The sequence below is a fragment of the Leptospira wolffii serovar Khorat str. Khorat-H2 genome (assembly GCF_000306115.2).
Classification (GTDB): domain Bacteria; phylum Spirochaetota; class Leptospiria; order Leptospirales; family Leptospiraceae; genus Leptospira_B; species Leptospira_B wolffii.
The window spans coordinates 243,994-266,591 of record NZ_AKWX02000004.1; the positions used below are offsets into that span (position 1 = coordinate 243,994).

The 22,598-nt window shown below is 47.3% G+C and carries 20 protein-coding genes; 19 read left to right on the forward strand and 1 reads right to left on the reverse strand.

Annotated elements, in window-relative coordinates; all coding sequences use genetic code 11:
- Positions 1-24 precede the first annotated feature (24 nt).
- From LEP1GSC061_RS01175 to LEP1GSC061_RS01190, 4 genes are all read left to right on the forward strand, one after another.
- Positions 25-2,835, forward strand: coding sequence for a hypothetical protein (locus LEP1GSC061_RS01175; protein ID WP_016544030.1), 2,811 nt, complete (start codon positions 25-27; stop codon positions 2,833-2,835).
- Positions 2,836-2,979: 144 nt separating this feature from the next.
- Positions 2,980-4,161 (forward strand): acyl-CoA dehydrogenase family protein, encoded by a 1,182-nt coding sequence (locus LEP1GSC061_RS01180; RefSeq protein WP_016543882.1) that lies wholly within the window; start codon positions 2,980-2,982, stop codon positions 4,159-4,161.
- Between the two features lie 83 nt (positions 4,162-4,244).
- The gene (locus LEP1GSC061_RS01185; protein ID WP_016543383.1) at positions 4,245-6,410 is read left to right on the forward strand and encodes a 7TM diverse intracellular signaling domain-containing protein; all 2,166 of its coding nucleotides are present in this window, start codon (positions 4,245-4,247) and stop codon (positions 6,408-6,410) included.
- A gap of 130 nt (positions 6,411-6,540) precedes the next feature.
- Entirely contained in the window at positions 6,541-7,188 is a 648-nt protein-coding gene (locus tag LEP1GSC061_RS01190; RefSeq protein ID WP_016544169.1) for an START domain-containing protein, read from the forward strand.
- Between the two features lie 3 nt (positions 7,189-7,191).
- Here the strand turns inward: LEP1GSC061_RS01190 and LEP1GSC061_RS01195 are convergent, their stop codons facing one another.
- The gene (locus tag LEP1GSC061_RS01195; RefSeq protein WP_232218339.1) at positions 7,192-8,058 is read right to left on the reverse strand and encodes an LIC_11366 family protein; all 867 of its coding nucleotides are present in this window, start codon (positions 8,056-8,058) and stop codon (positions 7,192-7,194) included.
- Between the two features lie 122 nt (positions 8,059-8,180).
- Here LEP1GSC061_RS01195 and asd point away from each other — a divergent pair, with 122 nt between their 5' ends.
- The 15 genes from asd (at position 8,181) to LEP1GSC061_RS01270 (ending at position 22,563) form a co-directional block, all read left to right on the forward strand.
- Entirely contained in the window at positions 8,181-10,403 is a 2,223-nt protein-coding gene (gene asd, locus LEP1GSC061_RS01200) for an archaetidylserine decarboxylase (RefSeq protein ID WP_016543513.1), read from the forward strand.
- A 3-nt stretch (positions 10,404-10,406) separates the two neighbouring features.
- A complete protein-coding gene (locus LEP1GSC061_RS01205) occupies positions 10,407-10,739 on the forward strand; it encodes a DUF971 domain-containing protein (RefSeq protein ID WP_016543615.1) in 333 nt (110 codons plus the stop codon).
- 125 nt (positions 10,740-10,864) lie between these two features.
- Positions 10,865-11,374, forward strand: a complete 510-nt coding sequence (locus LEP1GSC061_RS01210) for a hypothetical protein (protein WP_016543335.1) — start codon at positions 10,865-10,867, stop codon at positions 11,372-11,374.
- A 168-nt stretch (positions 11,375-11,542) separates the two neighbouring features.
- Positions 11,543-11,824 carry a hypothetical protein gene (locus LEP1GSC061_RS01215; RefSeq protein WP_016543391.1) on the forward strand — a complete coding sequence of 94 codons (282 nt, stop codon included), beginning with the start codon at positions 11,543-11,545 and terminating at the stop codon, positions 11,822-11,824.
- A 7-nt stretch (positions 11,825-11,831) separates the two neighbouring features.
- Positions 11,832-12,455, forward strand: a complete 624-nt coding sequence (locus tag LEP1GSC061_RS01220; RefSeq protein ID WP_040507544.1) for a hypothetical protein — start codon at positions 11,832-11,834, stop codon at positions 12,453-12,455.
- 277 nt (positions 12,456-12,732) lie between these two features.
- Positions 12,733-13,803: a flagellar motor switch protein FliN gene (gene fliN / locus LEP1GSC061_RS01225; RefSeq protein WP_016543938.1), complete on the forward strand. Its 1,071-nt coding sequence runs from the start codon at positions 12,733-12,735 to the stop codon at positions 13,801-13,803.
- On the forward strand, positions 13,800-14,594 hold the full coding sequence (locus LEP1GSC061_RS01230; protein ID WP_016543919.1) for a FliO/MopB family protein: 795 nt from the start codon (positions 13,800-13,802) through the stop codon (positions 14,592-14,594). The genes fliN and LEP1GSC061_RS01230 overlap by 4 nt, the downstream gene beginning before the upstream one ends.
- A 56-nt stretch (positions 14,595-14,650) precedes the next feature.
- Positions 14,651-15,445 (forward strand): flagellar type III secretion system pore protein FliP, encoded by a 795-nt coding sequence (fliP, locus tag LEP1GSC061_RS01235; protein WP_198014231.1) that lies wholly within the window; start codon positions 14,651-14,653, stop codon positions 15,443-15,445.
- Positions 15,442-15,705: a flagellar biosynthesis protein FliQ gene (gene fliQ, locus LEP1GSC061_RS01240; protein ID WP_016543518.1), complete on the forward strand. Its 264-nt coding sequence runs from the start codon at positions 15,442-15,444 to the stop codon at positions 15,703-15,705. Before fliP ends, fliQ begins: the two co-directional genes overlap by 4 nt.
- Positions 15,706-15,717: 12 nt before the next feature.
- Positions 15,718-16,497, forward strand: a complete 780-nt coding sequence (gene fliR / locus LEP1GSC061_RS01245) for a flagellar biosynthetic protein FliR (protein ID WP_016544008.1) — start codon at positions 15,718-15,720, stop codon at positions 16,495-16,497.
- Between the two features lie 83 nt (positions 16,498-16,580).
- Entirely contained in the window at positions 16,581-17,690 is a 1,110-nt protein-coding gene (locus tag LEP1GSC061_RS01250) for an EscU/YscU/HrcU family type III secretion system export apparatus switch protein (RefSeq protein ID WP_156844488.1), read from the forward strand.
- A 15-nt stretch (positions 17,691-17,705) separates the two neighbouring features.
- Positions 17,706-19,823 (forward strand): flagellar biosynthesis protein FlhA, encoded by a 2,118-nt coding sequence (locus tag LEP1GSC061_RS01255; protein WP_016543967.1) that lies wholly within the window; start codon positions 17,706-17,708, stop codon positions 19,821-19,823.
- 41 nt (positions 19,824-19,864) lie between these two features.
- Positions 19,865-21,136 carry a flagellar biosynthesis protein FlhF gene (gene flhF, locus LEP1GSC061_RS01260; RefSeq protein ID WP_016544025.1) on the forward strand — a complete coding sequence of 424 codons (1,272 nt, stop codon included), beginning with the start codon at positions 19,865-19,867 and terminating at the stop codon, positions 21,134-21,136.
- Between the two features lie 42 nt (positions 21,137-21,178).
- Positions 21,179-22,084 carry a MinD/ParA family protein gene (locus tag LEP1GSC061_RS01265; RefSeq protein WP_016543778.1) on the forward strand — a complete coding sequence of 302 codons (906 nt, stop codon included), beginning with the start codon at positions 21,179-21,181 and terminating at the stop codon, positions 22,082-22,084.
- Positions 22,081-22,563, forward strand: coding sequence for a hypothetical protein (locus LEP1GSC061_RS01270; protein ID WP_016543868.1), 483 nt, complete (start codon positions 22,081-22,083; stop codon positions 22,561-22,563). Before LEP1GSC061_RS01265 ends, LEP1GSC061_RS01270 begins: the two co-directional genes overlap by 4 nt.
- The last annotated feature ends 35 nt before the right edge of the window (positions 22,564-22,598 follow it).

Here is a 22,598-nt window from a genome sequence, read left to right on the forward strand (position 1 = left end):
CAGCTTTTTTGTAGGAACTCTTAAATGCTGATATTGCTTCTTTTCTTGCTTATTCTGATTCTTCTTCCTGCTGGTACTTCCCTGGATGTGTGGCAGTATTCTAAAGCCGGTGAAAAGGGGTTTCCGTTTTTTTGGAGTATCTTCTCCATTTTGCTTATTTTCCTTATTTCGCCTATCGTTTCTCGCTTTTCCTCTTTGGCGACCCGATGGAGGAAGTCCTGGAGATTTACGGCGGGGATCTACGAGGTACTCTTTCTTCTTTTATCCGTAGGATTTTGCTATTTATCCCAAAAAGAATCGCAACTTTATAAGATCGCTCCGGAAAAATTCGGAGAGAAGGATCTCTGGCTGCTATTCTCGATTTATCTAGGCCCCTTCATATTCGTTTTCATTTCTGCGGTAGTATTATGGACCTATGATTTCGTAAAAAAACAAAACGGCAATTACGTTCTAACCAAAGAAAGAACGATTCTATATTTGGTCGTTTCCGGTTGCATTCTTCTCATTCCAGCGTTGCAATTGCATTTGCGTCTTACGAATCCGGATTTCGGAGAATACCAAAAAGCTCCGGAGACGATCCAATATCCGTTTTATCTGGTTTATGCATTCCTAATTTATGAATGGATTCGGAACCTGAAGTCGGAAGGAGGAAAAAATGGGGCGATGCTTTTCTTTGCCTGCCTGATCTTTACGGGGGTTTATTTCGTTCTTTTTCCGAATATACTATCGATCAGCTTGGCGGTCGCACTTCTATTTTCTCCCATTTGGATCGGTAAAGGACGGAAAACCGAATTTTCCGTAATACTTTTTTCGTTCACAGTCGGGGTCTTTCTCTCCCGTTTTATTTCCTGGAGACCTGAAATTTTTACGAAATTAGAATATTATAGATTCGACCATCATATTTCTCTTCTTCTGCTTTTATTATTCGGGAGCGAAATCCGTAAGTCTATCACTGAATGGCCGGAATCTAAAAAGGGAACTATCGTCAGGCAAATTCTATTTTACTACAGGATCCTAGTCTTTGCCGCATTTGCCGTCTGGGCGTCCTTTTATGAATTCGATGAGGGTGTGTATACCTCCCAGTTCGGTTTATTGCGCAGTGTTTCCTTGCATCTATTCTTTTTTGGGATGGGATATTTGCTTCCCAGTCTTTGGAAGAATAGAGAGCAAATCGTTTCTGCGCCAAAGGAATGGATTTCTAAACCCTACGAAGCGATTCCCGTTGGAGTCTTACTATTTAGTTTAGTCGCCTTTTTCTTCGGCGGGACTCGAAAGATTTCCGTAGACTCTTCGATTATCGTAGGTTCTCAGGCTCAGGAAATCAAGAATGTGTTAGGTCCGCCGATCATGGAAAACGCGACTACTTTAAAATATTATAAAGTAAAAACGGACAATTCTCCGGGAGCCGATCCGGAAAAATCCTGGGAATATCTCTTGGAATTCCGGTTATCGAACGCTCGAAATTGCTCAGAAGTCCCGCCGGGGACGGTTCGTAATATCACTGTTAAACTTCGTACGGGATATTTGTCCCGACCTTACGGCTGGATTCGTTCTAGTAAGTTGGATTGGTTCGGCGTCTCCGGGTTGGACGAAAAAAATCTTTCTACTGAGAAATTGGGAGATCTTTTAACGAAAATCAATCTTCCCGTATATACGGATAGAGAGGATTCCAACCCTACCTTGGGAGATTGGATGTATTTCAATCTGCCCGGAAAATTAAAGGGGGAGATTGTGCCGGCAGCATTTCGTTATAGGGATAGATTCGGAGAGATCGCCTTGGATGAGATATATTTAGGAGAAGGGGAGAATGAGGGCTGCTCGATCAATAAAACTAAAAGGGGAGTCTCGAATGGAATTCTAGATCCTGAAATTCTTTCCCGATTGGAGTGGAATCGATCTGCAAATTATGTTGTTACCGAAAATTTTTCCGCTAAAACCAAGCCGGAAGAAAATTCTCCAAACGCCTATCCGCTTTGGAAGGGGATGGCTCTTACTTTGCAAGTTCGCAAAAAAGAACCGGATAAGTTGGGAGATAAAACCGGGCATTGGTATTATTATCAAGGCGCTTGGATTTTCGATTCAGTATTGAAGGAGGCAAATAAGCTCTCCGACGGGGATTATGCTCCGCTGAAGCAAGAAGATTTGGAAAAGAACGGAATCAGTTTCGACCAATGGAGTTACGATGTCCAAGAGTCTTGCGCTTCCGGCGGTAAGAAGTATGAACCAAAGCCGGGATCCCTGCTCTGGAGTCTTCGGAACCGTTACGTAATTCTGACATTGAAATTGAAGACGGATCCAAAAGAAGGATATTCAACTTTAGGTTTTTCGGACTTTCCTGCATTTAAAGAGGATGATTTATATTATTTTCCGGATGATCTTCGGGATTTTTCTAACACAATCTATCATGCGCGAGTCGCCAAGGATGATTCTCCTTTTTCGGTAAAAGTAAAAGGAGAGCTGAGCCTCAGTTCCTATTGTATTACCGTTAAGGATAAGGAAAGCGTGAGTTACCAAGGTGAGACGAGTGTTTCATTTATCGCGAATTCGACGGACTTCGTTCCCCCTAAGCAGCAGCTTATTTCCTTCGGCGACTTCGAAGCTTTTAGAAAGGAATTTTTCCTTTCTTTCCCTGACCTGAATTCTGCAACGGATTATTGCAGACGACTAGGCCTAACCTTGGTCCGGAAAAATGAATTGGATCGAATGTATGCCCAAAAAGATAAATTCCAATTACCGATGGATTCGAATTACGAGTCCCAATACTGGCAAGCGGATCAAGTCATAGAAACGGGAGCGAGCGGTTCTCTCTTGAAGGCAATCTGCGTGAAGAGATAGCCTTAGTTAGTGTTCCAAACCAACAGTCGAGAAAGTAATCTTTTCGTTGCCAAGCTTAGCTTGCGCTCCAGTCGGTAATTTCTCAGGATTGCTAAACGATCAACCCCGCCATTCGGGAAATAGATAAGTTTGCAGGAGGCTAATTTGAGCACCAAATTTCAATTTGATTTACCGGAAGAATTACAACAGCTTCGGGACTTAGTCCGCGACGTAGTGCGCAAGGAAGTGGTCCCTAACCGGATGCATTACGACGAGAAGAACGAATATCCAAAAGCTATTTTACAAAAATTTAAAGAAGCTGGACTTTATCAGGCTTTATTCGACGAGGAACACGGAGGTCTGGGATACGGAATGATGGGCGGAATCGTTCTGGCAGAAGAAGTATCCTGGGGTTGTCTGGGAGTAAATACTGCTTTCACTTCTACAAAGTTAGGCGCGCTGCCTATCGATGTGGGTGGAACCAAGGAGCAAAAAGATAAATGGCTGCCTCTTCTCGCATCCGGAGAAAAAACCGCGGCCTTCGGACTTTCCGAACCGGGAGCCGGTTCCGACGTTCCCGCTATGGCGACAGTGGCCGTAAAAAAAGGGGACCGTTATGTTTTGAACGGAACCAAGCAATGGATCAGTAGTGCCGGACAAGCGGACATCTATACCGTATTCGCTATGACCGATAAGGATAGGGGACCCAGAGGTATTTCTTGCTTTATCGTGGAGAAGGGGGCCAAGGGTTTTTCCTTCGGAAAGAAGGAAGATAAATTGGGGATTCGCTGCTCCGAAACCAGACAATTGATCTTCGAAGATTGCGAGGTTCCCGCGGAGAATCTTGTAGGAGGAAAGGAAAACCAAGGCTTCTTACACGCTTTCAAGACGTTGATTCTATCTCGTCCGGCCGTGGCCGCCGGAGCGGTGGGACTCATGCAGGGAGCTTTCGACGCGGCGATAGAATACGCGAGAGAAAGGGAGCAGTTCGGAACCACCATCGCTTCTTTCCAGGCCATTCAACATATGCTGGCGGATATGGCGATCCGGATAGAAGGTTCCCGCTTATTGACCTATAAGGCCGGCGTTTATGCTGAGACCTTTAATAAGGATGCGGCTAAATTCTCCGCAATGGCAAAATGTTACGCTTCTGATTCGGCCGTACTCGTCGCTTCGGATGCGGTCCAGATTTTCGGCGGATACGGATACACGAAGGAATATCCCGTGGAGAAATTCTATCGCGACGCGAAAATTTTACAAATCTACGAAGGAACGAGCCAGATCCAAAGAAACGAGATCGCTGCGGGACTCATTAAGGAAGCCGCATCCAAAGCGAAGAAAAACTAACCCGAACTCTCGATCCTAGGATGGAATTTTAGCTTGCTTGTAGGGCCAGGTCAGGCAAGCTTTTCCCTCCGGTTTTAAAAAGAGTGAAGGAAAGGATTCCGAAAAAGCCGACTTTCTTCCGCAAGGTTCCGATTTTTTTAGCGGGACTTCTCCTTCTATTCTCCTCGCTCCCCGTGTGGTCTCTAGATACGGATTCGTTGCCGGAGGAGGGACTCGCTCTTTCTCCGTTCGCGGAAGTTTGGGTGGATGAAAAGGGAAACACGGATTTTTCTCGGGTTCGAAACCAAGAGTTCCATCGTTTGGATTCGGCTTCTTTGGGGTATTCTCCTTATGTTCATTGGTTTCGTGTGCCGGTGGAGAATACTGGCCATTCTTCTCTTTCTTGGATTTTAGAGATCCATTATAGCCAATTGGATCGTGCGGAGATTTATCTAGAATCCCGTGGAAATCGGGTGATTTTTAGAGGAGGGGATCGTATTCCTTTCCGAGAGAGGCCGATCAAGTATCGCTTTCCCAGTTTTCCATTGGAGCTTTCTTCCGGGGCAAAGGATACTGTTTACGTAAGAATAGAGACCAAGAGTACGGTGAATTTCAGCGCTTTCGGTTATAAAAGGACGGATTTTTATAAGAAAGTGTCGAGCGAGCAGATTCTACTCGGGATCTATTTCGGCTCCTTGCTCGTCATGGCGCTATATAATCTTTTTCTGTTTTTATCCACCAAGGAAAAGACCTATCTTTCATTCTTTTTATACGTAGGTTCCGGATTTCTAATACAATGGTCTTTGAACGGATATTCTTTCCAATTCTTCTGGCCGGAATCCATAGTTTGGGCAAGCCATGTAGTCACCTGTTTTACGTTTTTCGTGGCTGCGACCACTTCCGATTTTATCCGCAGCTATTTCGACGCCGAAAGAAAATATCCTAGAGCGGACCGAATCCTATTCGGGATTTCCTTTCTTTGCTATGTGTTGACCGTTCTGGGGTATTTTCTTCCGTTCGGACCGGCTTTGGCCTTATATGTCGCCATCTCTACTCTTACCCTCGCCTTGATTCTGTATCTGGGCTTCCAGGGACTGACTCGTAATTTGAGAGCAACGTTATTCTTTTTGTCCGCTTGGTTGGTCTTGGTCCTCGGCGCATTCGTATTCGTACTGCGTTTTTCCGGAATCCTACCTCATTCCGTTCCCTTGGTGTATTGGGGAGTGGAGATCGGAACTGCAGCACATGTCTTGTTGCTGGCTCTTGCCTTAGCGGACAGAGTCAACGATCTATCCAAGGATCTATCCGGAAAAGTGGTGGATTTAAACGAGGCCAAACAAGCGATAGAGCAGTCAGAATTAAGATTTCGTAATTTATTCGAAGGAGCGGAAGAACTTCTTCTTACATTGGACGAACAGGGAAGAATCTGGGACGCCAACCGTACTCTCTCCAGACTCACCGGTCACAGACCGTCGGATGTGGAGGGGAAGAATTTCCTGGATCTGATCTATTCCTTCGATCCCATAGACGAATCCATCACACTCATGCTCGCTAGGGAAAAAATGGAGGAGCATCTCAAGACCAGAAAAACGGTCGAGTTTCACTCCGAATTCAAACAGAAATACGTAATGGAACCTAAACCGGTTAAGATCCGCCTGCAGTCTTTCGAGAGGGAGGGCGGAAGAATGGTACTCGGCAAGGTATCCGAGATCTCCGAAGACATACTCTCCCGTTTTCTCGTTTCCGAGAGCATGCATTTTACGGTGAACAATTATCTACGCAACGCGGATATTCTCAGCCGGCAATTGACTTCCAATCTGAGCCAATTCGCGGGGTCGGAGGTGATCACCGCGATTCGTACCTGCGTTCGGGAAGTTCTGATCAACGCGATAGAGCACGGCAATCTAGGCATCAGCTTCGACGAAAAAACGGACTCCATGAAGATCGGGAATTATATGGAGTTCATACAAAAGCGCCAGAGAGAGGCGTTTTACGGAGCGAGGAGCATCAAGGTCGCCTATTCTCTAAACCAAAAAAGGATCGGTTTCGAAATAGAGGACGAGGGGGACGGTTTCGATTTTAAGAAGATACTGAACCTGGACGGGGACAAGTTGAACGAAGAGAGCTACACCCACGGAAGGGGAATCATGATGACTAAGAAGGTGTTCGACGTGGTCAAGTTCAACGAAAAAGGAAATAAGGTCCTACTCATTAAATACCTGCAAAAGCCACTGAAATACAAAAGGGACGCGAGCCCCCTGGACCTGTGATCGGATGTTCGATTAGAACGTTCCTTATTCTTTTAAAGAAATATATTCTTGATTCGAATCGATTTTCTTCTTAGAAATGATGGGTCCGAAGAGTCTTTCGGAATAAACAAACTTCCAGGATGGTTTCTCGATGTTGAAGAAAATTCCATTATTGCTTTTACTAATTTGGATTCCGTCCGGGATTTTCGCCTGGGATCTGGAAAAGGAAAAGAACGGCATAGTCGTTCATACTCGTCAGATTGAAGGTTCGGAACTCCGGGAATTCCGGGGAAAGACTAGGTTAAAGGCAAGCCTACACACCGTGATCGCGCTTATGGAAGACAATCCCAATTATACTACCTGGTTAAAGGATTGTAAGAAATCGGAAGCAGTAAAAGTGCTGAACCCCAAGGAAAAATATATATACATCCAGAACGGAGTGCCTTGGCCCTTGAATGATCGCGATTTCGTAATACATTCCATATTGATCCAGGATAAGAATACGGGTGCTGTCACCTACCAGATGCGTCCCGTATCCAACGTAGTACCGGAAAAAAGCGGTATAGTCCGAGGAACTATCCGAGGCTTTTGGAAATTCGTGCCGATAGGAGACGAGGTGGAGGTGACTTACCAGGTTCATAGCGAACCTGGAGGAAGTATTCCTACTTCCATCGCGAATTTCGTGGTAGTCGATATACCTTACGAGACCCTAAAAAAAATGAAGGAGAAGGTGGAAGATCCTAAATACAAAAACGCTCCCAAACATCCGGACGTAATCGAACCACCGGCTCCCAAATAGAATTCAGAGTTTGTAATTTACTCCGAAAAACAGTCCGCCGTAGGCGGACTGCATATCCAACTTTCTGGAATACTGGTTGGACAAAAGGATATTATCTTGGTTGGCGGATTCGGTGAGAGGGGAGACTCTTCCGTCCTGCCGTATGTAGATGCTGGCGTAGTCTCCGTTAAAAGAGCCATCGAAGGAAGCGATATTGATCCAAGAGAGATAGGTTCCGAAACTGAGCGTTACAGTGTCGGTGATCGGGGCGTTCAAGGATCCTTCCAAACGGAATTCCATTCCAGAACCTTTCAAGTTTCCTTCCTGCGAATAAAAGTCCTTGCCGTCCGTCGCATATCCTTTCGTGGTCCATAGAGCTTGGGCATAACCCATTCCGAGTCCCGCCTCCCAACGCAATAGTCGGTTGAATCTTCCTTCCTGCCAAACCATGGCGAGAAAATAGATGCTCTCCATTCCGAAATCCAATCTGGTATAAAACGGTTCCGTAGTAACATTCGTTAGGTGAAAGTTCTGGAAATAACGAAATCCACCCAGAAAGCCAACCTTAAAATTCTCTCCGAACTTGGTTCTTGCGAACATCTCGCCTTGGGTCATCATCCGGTTGTTTTCCTGAGTGGTACTGCTCGGAATCCTCGGATCCAAAGTGGAGCTGAATCCGTTCAGGTTCTGGTCGAAACGGTTCGGGCCGCGGATCCCCCATCCGAATCTAGCTCCGATCTCCCAATTTCCTTCTGGGGCCGGGGCCTGGTTTTTGGGGAGTTCCTTCATTTTAGGAGCGATCGGCGCTTCTTCTCCGAATACGGCCGAAAGGCCGGCAATATAGAATAGTAGAAGGAACCCGAATCGGAGGCCTTTCCAAACCGACGGCAATCCAAAAAGGAGTGGTTTTGGGACTCGATACGAGAAAACTGTGTAGGAACCCGGCATTCCTGCAGAATTTCCCGGGACCTATATTCTAAAAAGCCTTTATTTGCAAGGAAAGATTGATTGGGATGCTAACGACTAAACTTTTTCCGTTCTTGGATCTGGATATACTCAAACCGTACTTCTATTTTTTACTCTTCATCGGTTTGTATCTTACGATTCGACTGAAGTTTCCTCAGGTCCGTTTCTTATTCTTAGCCGTTAAAATCTTTTCGGGAAATATGGATTATAAAGGTTCTAGGGGAAGGCTCGTGCATTCCCAGGCATTTTATGCGGGCACAGGATCCTCTTTATTACCGGGAGCGGTACTCGGGTCGGCTCTTGCGCTTGTACTTTCCGGTCCCGGGGTTCTACTCTGGATTTGGGTTTCCAGCTTTCTTATCATGCCTCTTAGATTCGTATCATCCACTCTGGCGATTCGTTTCCGTATTAAGTTAGAAAGCGGTCGTTATCTTTCCGGTCCTATGTATTTTATCGAGAAAGCGCTGAAGGCAAGATGGCTTGCGATCGCTTTCGCATTAACAGGATTATTAACCGTTCTTGCAATGGGTGGGGCCATGCCCATGTTAGGAGTTTCCTTTCTCGCCCAAAACGGATTGGATATACAAGGAATGACGGTGCCCTTCCTGATCTCGGTCGTAGTGATCTTCGTAGTGCTCGGAGGTATTCGCAGAGTGGGAAGAATCTCCGCCTATCTAGCGCCGATCGGAATCATTTTGTTTTTCTTAAGTTACGTTCTTTTGTTCCGAGGAAACCTAGTTGGTTTCACTTCCTTCATGGAAGCGGTATGGAAGGATGCGACCCAACCTTTCTCTGTTCTTTTAGGGGGAGGATTTTCCCTATTCAGGATTTTCAGTACCGGAACCGGAATGTTCTTCCTTTCCACGGAAACCGGTATAGGTAAGAGCGCCGGTGTCGCGGGAGTTGTACGCACGGATGCTGCGGCTAAGCAAGGAATCGTAAGTATGCTTGCGACCTTCTTCGAGGGATTCGTAGTTTCCACATTCGTAATTTACGCCTTATTTTCCTTCGGAGTAAAGGATTTGGAAACGATCCGAAACTTCCTGGTTGTACTGATCCAGGGGCCTGTGGATCCGGCAAGAACCGCCTTATTCCTTTCGTTTTTGCTTTTCTCGGTGGTTGCGATATCCGGTTGGTTTTACACGGGAGAACAGAATGCCCGTTATATATTCGGTGAGAAATTCGCGAACGCATATCGTATTCTATTCATAGCCTCCCTTCTCGCGTCCGCTTATGGGTATTTGGTATACGGGGAGGACGTACTACTCCAGATCTTCGGAATCGGATATAGCCTTGCGCTCGTGACTGCGGTTCCGGTATTGGTGAGTCTTGTTCTTCTCGCGAAAGTCGCTCAGGGAGAATTGCGCAAATTCCTGGAAGGGGGAGCGCATTATGAAATCTTTAAAGACTTCTACCTTCTTTTACTTTCGATTTTACCTAAGAACCTTGTGTCTCTTTTATTCGGGATACTCGCATCCTTAAGATTGCCTCGCTTTATCATGATTCCCATACTTAGGGCTTTCGCTAAGGCGTACAAGATCAATGTGGACGAGGCAGAATTGGAAATCCAGGAATACAATTCCCTGAATCAATTCTTCACTCGGGCTTTGAAGGCAGGAGCGAGAATCATCGATTCCGCGGAGAATGCGATGGTATCTCCCGTGGACGCAAGAATCACCGGATTCGGAGATATACACGATCAGGTGATCCTACAGGCAAAAGGAGTGGATTATAATCTGAAGGAACTTATCGGAGGAGAAAAGTATCTCTCCAAGTTCCAAAACGGAAAATATATCACATTCTATCTTTCCCCTCAGGATTATCATAGGATCCATTCTCCCGCTTATGGAAGAATTTTAGGATATTATTATGAACCCGGAAAGCTATTCCCGGTGAACGAATTGGCCGTTTTCGGAATCAGAGGACTTTTCCCTAAGAACGAAAGATTGATCACCTTCCTACAGACCGAATACGGACTAGTGGCGGTGATCAAGGTGGGAGCTTCCAACGTAGGAAGAATTCGCGTTACCTACGACAAGAAGATCATCACGAATACTCTTATCCGCACCGCTAAGGAAGAGGATTACAAGGACGTATCCATAATGATTGATAAGGGCGCGGAATTGGGACGATTCGAGATGGGATCCACGGTGATCCTGGTGATCGAAAAGGATAGTTTCGATTTCGGAGAGTTGCCTCTGAACGATAAAGTGACTTATGGAACTCCTATCGGAACCTTCCGTAGGAAAGTATTGAATCTACCGAAATAAACCATGGCACTCAGTTTAAAAGCGACCACACCGGAAACGATTAGCTTCGACGAAGATACTCTTAAGATAGAATGGAAGGACGGAGTCGTTTCCGAATTTTCCCTTTTGGAACTGCGTAAACGATGTCCTTGCGTGGTATGTAGGGGCGGGCATGGCGGAAAGATAGGCGCAAGCACGGGCCAGATCAAAGAGGCTAAGCTTCTCTCTTTTTCCAAGGTGGGAAGATACGCGGTGAATTTAGTCTGGGGAGATTATCATAACACGGGAATCTATAGCTTCGATTCTCTCCGTCTTTTCTGGCAGGGAGAAGAAGGGGATCTGGGCCTTCCCGGTTGAAGCCGAACTTCCGCTTCTCTGAACGATCGATATAAAATAGGATTTGCCAGTTTTCTGATACACGCGAAGAATGATCCGACTCGGAAAAGGACGTTAGGCCGTTTTTCGTTTCGGAATTTAGATACGTGAACTTAAGATTTCCGCTTTCCTTTATAGTTTCGATTTTTTTAATTTTCGCTTCTTCGGGTATTCTGACGGGAAAAGAAGCGAGACCTCCCCAAAACACTCTGAATCTCATTCTTCCCTTCGACTGGTTGCAAATCGAACCTTTCGCCGGCGGGATTTTTGCCGCGAAGGATTACCATAATTCGGCGAGCGTTCTCGTGGTTCGCAGGGAACTCCCGGAGGGATCCGAGGTGGAGGCTTCCAACAGGGAATTCCAGACGGGAGTCATAGAAGCGGTCCGGGGAAGAAATGGGCGAATCATAGAGGCGGGAGACGTGAAACTCGCCAATCATTCGGCGTTTAGGATCTATTTCAAGGACAAGGGCAGCAATCTGCATACTCTTTCCTTCACCCTATTTGATGGAAATATAATGTATGGAATCATCTTCTTTTGTATGGGGGAAGATCCGAGCCTGAGATACGATGTCCAGAAAATCCTAAAAAAAGCCTATTTTAGAGTGGATGCTTAGCCGGAGCCCGGCGGCTCAACTGGTCGGGAATGATAGGGGCGAATCCTAGAAAAAACGTTTTGTGCGTCTGAGAAAGGAATAAAAGGTGTCCGTAATGTGGCGTTTCGGCGCTAAATATACCGGATTGATCCTTTGTTTGTGTCGTTCCATTTTCTAACTATGAATTGCATGTCGAGAATCGCGTTCCGGTTTTCCGATCTTATTCGGTTTTTCAAAAACCTACAGCTTCGCTCGGGGAAGGGTATCGTTCTCGCCGCTTTTTACTTCTCCTGTACCGTCCCCGATCTGACAGGAAATTCGGATTCTTCTCGCGTTTCCAATCTGGCAAAATCCGTTTTTTCGATTATGGGTCTTTCGGGTGGAGATGAGAACTCGATCCCTCCTGTGGACCCGAACGCGCCGGAATGCGTTTTGGGAACGGATGCATTGGGTTCCTGTAAATTACATTAGGGCTTATATGAAGGAAATATTAAATTACTTTAAGAAAGGAATCGGCTTAGGAGCGGGGCTCGGGGTCGGTTTTCTAGGAACTTCTCTCGTGGCAGTTGCCGTTTCCACTTTTAACGAAGGAGAGATTCTGACCGCGGCGAAATTGAATGAAAACTTCCAGGCTCTTAAGACGGCGGTGGAAGCCGCAAGCGCCTCGAGCGGAAATTATTCCGTCGTAGATTCCGGCGGTACAAAATTAGGAACCCTGACACCTAGAGGAATCCTGAACACAAAAGGCTACGAAGTAAGCGGTCTGGTGAGTCTCTACTTGGATCGCTATACCGGAGCCTACGGGGCGTATTCCGCGGCAAATTGGATAACATACCATACTAGTACCGATTGCTCCGGCTTCTCATATGTCACCGACATAGCCAAAGGGACTATTTGGTATATTGCATCCAGTGCGAAGTTCTACTATATTCCCATGAATTCCACAGCTGAACAGATTACGATAAAAGCGTATAAGGTCGGAAACGCTTGTAGTTCCGCCAGTACGGAAACGATCTATGCGTTTAAATTTATCGAGAACGACCCTGCTGTTACCGGTTTCAATCCGACTTCTTTCATTCCTCCTTTTAAATATTCTCCCTGACGATCGGCGTATTCGACTCGGGACATATCGGTTCGCCGGGGAAAATCTTCCGTTTGCGTGTTTGTAAGAATGGTAGAAAAAAGGGAGAATGTGACGATTCCTGTTTAGGCCACCCCGTTTTATTGGCACGGGATTTTACTTGTAATCCTTTCAAAAATCCGGTGAAATAGGTAGATCCGAGGCATTTCCCACCGTTTTTCCAATCAAGAAAAAAAAGGGATCGACAAAATTCTTTTTATTATGTCTCCTAATCCAAAACAGAGAGAGTGTGCCCAATATGGGTGAAGGATCCCTTTCCCAGGAAGAAATAGACGCCTTATTAGCCGGCGCAAATGAAACGTTCGATCCGAGTAGCATGGCTGCCGGAGGCGGATCCAAGGAAGCCGCAGGGTTGTCTCCTGTGGATAGGGATCTCCTGTCCGATTTCCTTTCTCATTGCTTTATGACTGCCGGAAATACTCTGGCCGCTATTCTATCCAAGACCTCCAATTTTATGAATCCCACTACGGAGACAAAGTCCCGTAAGGATGTAGAGGCGGAATTAAAATCCAATACTCTTATTCTTTATTCCACTTATTCGGGAAATCTGAACGGTAGGGTGGCTCTGGCCATGGGCGCGGATAACGCCGCTCGTATCGCCAATATGATGATGGGCGGTTTCGATTCCGGAGGACTGGACGAAGGGCAGCTCCAAACGCTCCGAGACAGCTTGATTCCTATCATGGGCGCTCTACAATCCCAAATTGCTGCGAAAACCGGAGGAGGCGTGAACGGTTCTCCTGCGGAGACCAGACATGTGACTTCTCCTGCGGCGCTTGTGCTTCCGGAAGGAGATCCGCTGGTTCGGACCTTTTTCAATCTTTCGATCGAAGGACTTCCTTCTTTTAGAGTGCAGTTTTTGATCTCTTTATCCATGGCCAACGATATCCTTTCTCTTTCCAAAAGATCCGGAGGAGGAGGGGGAGATTATGGCGGAGGCGGATACCAAGGCGGAATGGGCGGCGGTGCCGGCATGTCTCAAGTCGGAATGAAATCCGTATCCTTCCCGAATCTAGCTACAGCAAGCGGGGCCCAAGGCACCCCGAATTTGAATCTGCTCATGGACGTTCAGATGTCCGTGACCGTGGAGTTGGGAAGAACCAAGATGTACATCAAAGACATCCTGGGTTTGGGAGAAGGTTCCATCATCGAGTTGGATAAATTGGCCGGTGAGCCTGTGGATCTATTGGTTAACGGCAAGTTGATTGCGAAAGGAGAGGTCGTGGTCATCGACGAAAACTTCGGTGTTCGTGTGACGGATATCGTAAGTCCCGCCGATCGTATCAAGCCGGAGTCGGGAGGCGGATGAACCGGAATCTTCCAGTGAATCAGTCTAGTGGTTTACGACTCGGCTCCCTCGCGATTGCGATCGGAGTCTTTTGTGTTTTATTAGGTTCTTCTAATTCCCTTTTCGCACAAGGTTCGGAAAGGGAGAAGATGGACGAGCTCCTAAAGCAGGAATTGAAATCGGAAGGACAAAAGGCCGCGACTCCGGGAGAAAAAACTTCTTCCGAGCCCGCAAACAACACCGTTCCTTCCGAGAATACGGCACCCGCTCCGAATCCGATCGAAGAAAGGTATAAGCCCAGTTCGGACGGACCGAGTTTGGTAGGAATTCTATTTAGGATCATTCTCGTCTTGGGAATCCTTTGCGGAGCGGCTTACTGGATCTTAAAGACCGCAGCAAGAACGAGAGAAGGAAGACTGCCGGTCCAAGGAGAGATGAATCTCTTGAGCAGTTTGGTCCTCGGAACGAATAAGCAATTGCAGATCGTGGAAGTTACCGGTCAGATTTTTGTCTTAGGCGTTGCGGATAACGGTATTAATCTCATTTCGGAGATCAAGGATCCTGAGACCAAGGCCAGATTGCAAAGAATGAAGGACGAGTTCCAGCCTCCCGAAGGAGGATTCCTCGTGACGGTTCTGGAACAACTCAAGGATCTGAATATTCGTATCACAGGAAAATCGGAAGAGGAAGATCCTCAGCTTACTTCTTCTCCGTCCGCCAGAAAAGAAAGGCAAAAGAAGCTGAAGCAGAAATTGGACGAGATCAAGAAGGAAAGGAACGACCTGGAAAACGGGTTATTCGATTTGAACTAGGGGGGAATGTGGGAGTAGATCTCGGTTTAGAGGCAGAGAAAAGCGATTCTCAAAAGATGAGACATAAATCGATTATGTGGAAGATTCCCTCGCTTCTATTGCTTGTATTCGTTTTATTTAGCTTCGTTCCGGAGGAGGTATACGCGCAAGCGAACGCTCCTCGTATCCCCATTCCGAATTTGAATATCAATGTGAACGAGGCCAAAGGACCCAGAGAGACGAGTCTCTCCCTGATGGTTCTTTTCTTAGTCACCATCCTTTCCTTGGCTCCTGCGATCGTGATGTCTCTCACTTCGTTTACCAAAATCGTAATCGTTTTGGATTTTGTGAGAAGGGCTTTGTCCATCCAGAACCTTCCCCCGAACCAGGTCATGGTGGGGCTCGCTCTATTTCTTACATTCTTCATCATGGCTCCTACCTTGAATGTGGTTTATGATAAGGCGTTGAATCCTTATATGGACGGAAAGATAGACACGAACGAATTCTTCGATAAGTCCATGGTGCCTTTGCGGGAATTCATGATCCGACAGATCGGACCTTCCGGCGCCAAGGACGTGGCCCTATTCTTAAAAATCGGAAGAGTGGAGAAGGTGGAATCCTTCGACGACGTTCCTAGCTATGTTCTCATTCCCGCATTCATGCTTTCGGAGATCAAGAAAGCGTTTTGGATCGGAATCATCATCTTCATTCCTTTCATCGTAGTGGATTTGGTGGTGGCCTCGGCACTTCTCTCCATGGGTCTGAATATGTTGCCGCCGGTGATGGTGAGTCTTCCGTTTAAGCTGATCTTATTCTTACTGGCGGATGGTTGGAATTTAATCGTCTACGAGCTCGTAAGGAGTTATAAATGACGGAGGTCGACGTAATCACTTTGATTCGCGACGCCTTGTTCGTGACTCTCAAACTCTCGTCTCCGATTCTTTTCACGGCGATGGTGGTGGGACTCGTGATCGGGATTCTGCAAACCACCACGTCCATACAGGAGCCTACGATCGCTTTCGTTCCGAAATTATTGGCGATCTTCGTAGTGATCGTGGTGTTCGCGGGCTGGATGTTGCAGACGGCTACCGATTATACTCGGGATTTATTCCTGATGATAGAGAGATTTTGAGGATAAAGGAGAATGGAATACTTCGTGGGTCATTTCCAAGTATTTCTTTTGATCCTGGCTAGGATCGTGGGACTCCTATCGGTTGCTCCCGTATTCTCTTTTGCCTCCATCACTTTCGCCCAAAGGATGAGCCTTGGATTTCTTTTGGCCGTGATCATATTTCCGGTCAGCTCCGGATTCGTTCCTCCGATTCCGGGGCATATGGCGGACTACGGGCTCGTGGCCGTGGGAGAGGTATTGATCGGAATTCTTCTCGGCTTTTTGGTGAGCATGGTCTTTGCCGCCTTCCAGATGGCGGGAGAATTTTTTAACGTGCAATTGGGTTTCGGGTATGCGGAAGTTTTGGATCCGATCTCCCAAACGAGTCTTCCCGTTATCAGTACTCTTAAGAATATGTTAGGCATGCTACTCTTTCTCTCTTTAGGCGCATATAGATTCCTTTTCGAGAGCTTAGTGTATTCCTTCGAAAAGGTGCAAATCCTGAAACTGATCCCGGAAATTCAGGATGGACTCTACCGTGCCATGGAAGGTGCCGTGGGAGCCATGTTCCTTGTGGCCTTCAAGATTTCTTTGCCGATTTTGGGAGTGCTTCTACTAGTTACCGTATCCGAGGCGCTTATGGGAAAAGCGGCTCCCCAATTGAATATTCTACAATTGAGTTTTCCGATCAAGATCGCAATCGGTCTCATCGTGATGATTTTGGCGGTGCCCTTTCTGATCTCTCAGATGGATGCAGCCTTTCAGCTTTCTTTCGAGAAATTGAATCTGATGTTAAAGGAATGGCCCCAATGATCGCGTCGTTTCTTACTTGGATTCGTTTTTTATTCTCCGGTTCCTCTAAAGAAGAGGTTCTTGCTCCCGTATTCTCCGCACCTATGCCTCTGCCGTTTCGCATCGATCTGCAATTATTCGCAGCCGAGGACGAAGGTCGAACCCAACCGGGAAGTGAAAGGCGTAGAAGGGAAGAAAGAGAGAAGGGGAATGTGCCCAAGAGTCCGGAGGTGGCCTCGGCAATCGTTCTTCTCGCGGGTATCGTGCTACTCTATCTCATGGGAGAATATTTCTTCATGAGATCGTATTATCTTTTGCGAAAATACTTTCACGGGATCCGGACCGCCGGTGTCGCCTCTCCCGAAAGCGTTACCGAACTCATGGGGAACGCTCTTTGGGATGTGACCCAATTGCTTCTGCCTCTTTTGGGAATTACCGTGGTCGCCGCGATCGTGGGAAACGTAGTGCAGACCGGATTTTTATTCGCGCCTAGGGCGCTCGCTTTCAATTTCGGAAGGATCCGTCCCAATTTCAAGAAGATCCTTCCGAACCGTCAGACTATGTTCAGTCTGGGCAAGTCCTTGTTGAAGGTGGTCATCATCGGTTGGGTTTCCTATTTCGTGATCGAGAAGGACTTCTTTAAGATTCTTATGTTGGGGAATATGGGCCTGGAGGAATCCGTGGGCCTAATCACTTATACCGCATTTAAGATTTTTGTGGTGGTCGGTATCCTTCTTTTGGTGATCAGCGTAGGGGATTATTTCTTCCAACGTTACGAATACGAAGAAGCCTTAAAAATGACTCCTTCCGAATCCAAAAGAGAAATGAAGGAACAGGACGGGGACCCTTCTCTCCAAGCTAGACGCAGACAGATGGCGAGAGATACCATCAAGAAAAGTAAAATGCTCGCGGAAGTTCCCAAGGCGGACGTGGTGATTACGAACCCTACCCACTTCGCCGTGGCGTTGGAATACAAGCCTTCTCGGCACAAGGCTCCCGTGGTTATCGCCAAGGGAGTGGACGATTTCGCTCTTAGAATCATCCGCGTGGCAAAGGCCAACGGAGTTGCCACGGTGGAGGACAGGCCCATGGCAAGAACGCTCTACGACGAGGTCGAGATCGGCCAGGAAGTTCCCGCCAAATTCTATACTGCGCTCAGCGTTATATTTACGAAACTCGAATCTTTCCGGAGAGCGTTCCGAAACGCTTCCTAAGCCTAGGAGAAATTTATGGATAAGAAATGGTACATGCAATCCGACTTCATCCTGGGCGCGGGAGCCGTGGCAATCGTGGCTATGCTCGTGGTTCCTCTTCCGGGATTCATGTTGGACTTACTCATTTTATTGAGTTTGGCCATAAGCCTTCTCATCGTTTTGACTTCTTTGTCCATCAAAGAACCGTCGGAGTTTTCCATATTTCCCAGTTTATTACTCATCACCACGATTTATAGGCTGGCATTGAACGTATCCACTACGCGTCAGATTCTTTCCAAAGGACCCGGGGTAAATAGCGCGATCATAGACGCGTTCGGTTCCTTTATCGTAGGAAGCGAATCGGGACTGAGTAAATACGTGGTGGGATTCATTATCTTCCTGATTTTAGTGATCGTGCAGGTGCTCGTGATCACTAAAGGTGCGACGCGGATCTCGGAAGTTGCCGCAAGATTCACGTTGGATGCATTGCCTGGTAAGCAGATGGCCATCGATATGGAACTTTCCACCGGGAATATCAACGAGGCGGAAGCGAGAAAGCGCCGTAAAAAGATAGAAGCGGAAGTGGATTTTTACGGTTCCATGGATGGAGCGAGTAAATTCGTGCAGGGAGACGTGAGAGCGGGCCTTATCATCACCGCGATCAATCTGATCGGAGGAGTGATCATAGGCGCGAGCATCCGGGGAGAATCCTTCATTTCCGCGGTGGAAACTTACGGTAAATTCACCATTGGGGACGGACTGGTTTCCCAGATCCCGGCGCTTCTCACCACCGTGGCGACAGGTATCATAGTGACCCGTTCCGGATCCGAGTCGGACCTGGCGAAACAGTTCAAGACCCAATTGTTCGCGAACTCTAAAGTATTGTATGTGGTCGCGGCTTCCATGGGACTCGGTGCTTTTATCCCGGGACTTCCTTTTCTACCGATGGTTCTTCTTTCCGGAGGGCTCGCTTATCTCGCCTACTCCATGGAAAAGACTGTCCAGGAGCAACTCGAGGTATTGGAGAAGAAGGAAAAAGAATCCGTGGGCGATCGCAAGCCTCGGGATTATTACGACGAGCTTCGAATCGAGCCCATCGAGATCGAATTCGGTTATCATTTGGTTCCCTTGGTGGACGCCTCTCAAGGCGGGACTCTCATGGATCAGATCTCCAACCTCCGGGGAAAATTCGCTCGGGAAAGCGGGATCGTCATTCCTCCTATTCGTATATTAGATAATTTAGAAATTCCGCCGGACCAATTCACGATCAAGATCAACGGGGTGGAAGTGGGTTCCAGCACCATTCGTCCCGAAAAACTCATGGCCATGCCTTCCGCGGAAAGCCAGGAATTATCTTCCATCGAAGGGGAATCTTTTATGGAGCCGGCTTACGGGAGAACCGCAAAATGGATCGCCGCCGACTCCAAGGGAGATGCGGAATCCAAGGGCTTCATCGTCGTGGATTCTTCCACGGTCATCATCACTTATTTGCGGGAACTTCTGGCGACTCATGCTTCCAGCCTACTCGGAAGAGAGGAGGTCAAGAAGCTACTCGATCATTACAGATCCCAGTATCCGACTCTCATCCAGGAATTGGAAGCGGACAAACCCGGAAATTTGGGGATGTTGCAACAGGTACTACAAAATCTTCTACGGGAAGGTCTTGGAATCCGCAATCTGGTTCCGATTCTCGAGACTGTGGCCAACAAAATGTCCAAGTATCCCAATCCTTACGTTCTTACGGAGTTCGTAAGACAGAGTATCTCGAATACGATAGTAAAGGATTATATGGTGGACGGAAAATTACAGGTGGTTGTGGTCGAAGGTCGACTCTTGGATCGTCTGAACAAATCCTTGGCTCAGGATCGCTTGGAAGGAAGGGATATTTTGGTCCTACCTCCCGATTTCCAGAGAAGGCTTTTGGAATCCGTGGCGGATATGAACCGCAGGATCCAGGAAGGACGGGGATTCCCGATATATGTGGTCAACAGGGAAGTGAGAATGCCTTTCGCGTATTTCCTGGCCAAGGAATTCCCGCCTCGAAACTTCGCGGTACTCGCTTTGGAAGAAGTTCATTCTTCCGTTCCTACGGTAATCGCGGGAGAATTGAGAATCGCACAAGCCCAAGCCGCGGAACCGGCGGAAACGGTTTAAAAAAACGGTATATTCTTAGAAGTGGAAAATAGGAGGATAGTATGGATTTCGCAAAGATAAGAGGCAAGGATCTGCAGGATTGCCTGATGCAGATGAAGATGAAATACGGCCCCGAGGCTCATGTCATCGAACATCGTATCCTCACCGAGGGAGGAGTCTTCGGAACCGGCCTCATGGCCAAGAAGGTGGTGGAGATCCAAGTAGGAATTCCCGAGAAAGCCAGCTCCCGGGAGAAAGTGGAGAAAAAACTCCAAGACTTGAAGGAACTCTTAAAGCAAAAATCCGTACAAGGTACGGAGAGACGTCGCAGTCTGGACGAATTGCCCAGTTGGGAAGAACGCTCCGTAAGACCCAGGGCCGCTTCCTCTCTACCTAAAGAATTGACCGAGCCGGAAGAATTCGAAACCGTTCCGGAAAAAGTAGGAATCTCATTCTCTAGGGAATTCGAGCCTAAGACTAATATCCGTAAGCCGGAACAGGATTCTCTTATCCTGCGTTTGAGGGATCGACTCGTGAAAGAAGGAATGACGGAATCTTACGCGGAAGAAATCGTCTCGGCGGTAGAGTTGAGACTTTCTCCCTTGGATCGATCTCGCGCGGCTTCCATCCAGGAAAAAACCGTAGAGGTACTCTCGGAAAGAGTCCAAGCGGAACCGGATCTTTTCCAAGGAACGCGTAGAGGCCAGAGGAAAGTGGTATTCTTTGTCGGTCCTACGGGTAGCGGTAAAACCACGAGCATCGCGAAACTCGCGGCAAAGTACCACCTGCATATGGGAAAAGGAGTCTCCCTGTATACCACCGATAACTATAGGATCGCCGCTATCGAGCAATTGAAGAGATATGCGGATACCATGGAAATGCCATTCTATGCGGTAAAGGATTTGAAACGTTTCCAGGAGACCCTGGCCAGGGACGGATCCGAACTCATCCTGATAGATACTGCGGGTTATAGCCATCGCAACGTGGAGCAATTGGGGAAAATGCACGGATATCTCTCCGCATTCGGAGAAAAGGACAATGTGGAAAATATTCTTGTATTATCCGCGACTTCTTCCTATCATCATTCCCACTCAGTGATGAAGGCCTACGAACCCCTTGGATTTCGCAGAATTTTATTAACTAAACTGGATGAGGCGGAATTTTTAGGTGGATTTCTGGAACTAGCCGATACACTTAATAAGGGTTTCACTCATTTAAGCGTCGGTCAGGAAGTTCCGTTCGACATGATACCTGCTGAAAAACATTTACTCGCCGAATGCGCTGTAAACCCGGAAAAAATCATCGAAATTCGGGGAGAGGTCTTCTCTGCCTAAGGGTTTCGGTGCAAGAAACCCAAGTTCGAGAAAGAGGTTAGGATGGACCAAGCGACTCAGTTGCGGAAACTTACCGAGGGTAATACGAGTTTGAAGCTCGTGTCTTCAACCAAACCTATGACTAAGATCATCGCGATTGCATCCGGAAAAGGAGGAGTAGGTAAGAGCACTATCTCCGTAAACTTGGCCATTTCCATGGCCAAGGCCGGACAAAAAGTTTTGGTCTTCGACGGAGACTTGGGTCTCGCCAATGTGAACGTCATTCTAGGCATCATTCCTAAATACAATCTCTACCATGTGGTCAAGGGACATAAAAGTCTAAAGGATATCATCATCCAAGCCCCTGAGGGAGTGGATATCATTGCGGGAGCGAGCGGTTATTCCCAGCTTGCTAACTTAAACGATACCCAAAGAAATAATCTCATCAAGGGATTCGCCGATCTGGATTCCTACGATTATATGATCATAGACACGGGCGCGGGGATCAGTTCCAACGTGATCGGTCTCACTCTTCCTGCGGACGATGTGATCGTAGTTACCACTCCGGAGCCTACGGCGATTACGGACTCTTACGGTCTTATCAAAGCGATCGTCTCCCAAAGCAGAGACAAAAATCTGAAAATGGTAGTGAACCGAGTGCGTTCCGCCATCGAAGGAAAGAAGGTGGCGGATCGTGTCATCGATATTTCCGGCCAATTCTTAGAGGTTCGGGTGGAGAATCTGGGATTCATTTTCCAAGACGACGAGGTCGAAAAGAGTATCCGGGAGCAAAAGCCCTATATCATCCATTCTCCGAAAAGCAAGGCGTCGGCCTGTTTGAACAGAATCACTTATTCTCTCCTGAACCAGGAGATGGACAACGCGGATGATTCCGGAATCACTGGATTCTTCCGTAAATTCTTCCATTTCGTGGATGTTCGGGAGAAACAACAAAGCGAGGAAGATTGAACCTTCAGATCGGTTTTCTCGCCCTTTTTGCTCTTATCGGTCTGGCCGTAAGCTTGGTCTGCGGTTTTATGGTCGGTAACTATTTCAGCCATATTCTATTCATTACTTTCCTGTCTACGGTGGGAATGGCCGGTTTCGGCTTCGGAGTATATTCCATTTTGGAGATGAAGGTGCCCGAGTTTCTGGATTTCTTGCGAAATGTCAGCGGTGCCTATGTTCCGGAAGGAGAAGAGGGGGCAGAAGGCGGTCGGGGCTCTTATTCCGAACACACGGATGTGGATACTTCCACAGTAAACTTCGATTCTCCGACTAGTGCGGATGAAATTCGGGCCGCCGCCTCGGGAATTCCTCGCAAAAAAGCGGATAAATTCGGCGATCACATTATCGTGGAAAATATCGCGATCAAAAACGAACCCAAACTCATGGCGGAAGCGATCCGAACCATGCTTGCTAAAGACGACGGGGCCGGAGAGAAGTAGAAATTTTTTTCCAACCCGATCTCATCCTACTAAAA

Coding starts and splice junctions, on each gene's coding strand:
- LEP1GSC061_RS01175 (WP_016544030.1), top strand. CDS start 25: ATGCTGATATTGCTTCTTTTCTTGCTTATTCTGATTCTTCTTCCTGCT.
- LEP1GSC061_RS01190 (WP_016544169.1), top strand. CDS start 6,541: ATGTTGAAGAAAATTCCATTATTGCTTTTACTAATTTGGATTCCGTCC.
- asd (WP_016543513.1), top strand. CDS start 8,181: ATGCTAACGACTAAACTTTTTCCGTTCTTGGATCTGGATATACTCAAA.
- LEP1GSC061_RS01205 (WP_016543615.1), top strand. CDS start 10,407: ATGGCACTCAGTTTAAAAGCGACCACACCGGAAACGATTAGCTTCGAC.
- LEP1GSC061_RS01215 (WP_016543391.1), top strand. CDS start 11,543: ATGTCGAGAATCGCGTTCCGGTTTTCCGATCTTATTCGGTTTTTCAAA.
- LEP1GSC061_RS01220 (WP_040507544.1), top strand. CDS start 11,832: ATGAAGGAAATATTAAATTACTTTAAGAAAGGAATCGGCTTAGGAGCG.
- fliN (WP_016543938.1), top strand. CDS start 12,733: ATGGGTGAAGGATCCCTTTCCCAGGAAGAAATAGACGCCTTATTAGCC.
- LEP1GSC061_RS01230 (WP_016543919.1), top strand. CDS start 13,800: ATGAACCGGAATCTTCCAGTGAATCAGTCTAGTGGTTTACGACTCGGC.
- fliP (WP_198014231.1), top strand. CDS start 14,651: ATGAGACATAAATCGATTATGTGGAAGATTCCCTCGCTTCTATTGCTT.
- fliQ (WP_016543518.1), top strand. CDS start 15,442: ATGACGGAGGTCGACGTAATCACTTTGATTCGCGACGCCTTGTTCGTG.
- fliR (WP_016544008.1), top strand. CDS start 15,718: ATGGAATACTTCGTGGGTCATTTCCAAGTATTTCTTTTGATCCTGGCT.
- LEP1GSC061_RS01250 (WP_156844488.1), top strand. CDS start 16,581: ATGCCTCTGCCGTTTCGCATCGATCTGCAATTATTCGCAGCCGAGGAC.
- LEP1GSC061_RS01255 (WP_016543967.1), top strand. CDS start 17,706: ATGGATAAGAAATGGTACATGCAATCCGACTTCATCCTGGGCGCGGGA.
- flhF (WP_016544025.1), top strand. CDS start 19,865: ATGGATTTCGCAAAGATAAGAGGCAAGGATCTGCAGGATTGCCTGATG.
- LEP1GSC061_RS01265 (WP_016543778.1), top strand. CDS start 21,179: ATGGACCAAGCGACTCAGTTGCGGAAACTTACCGAGGGTAATACGAGT.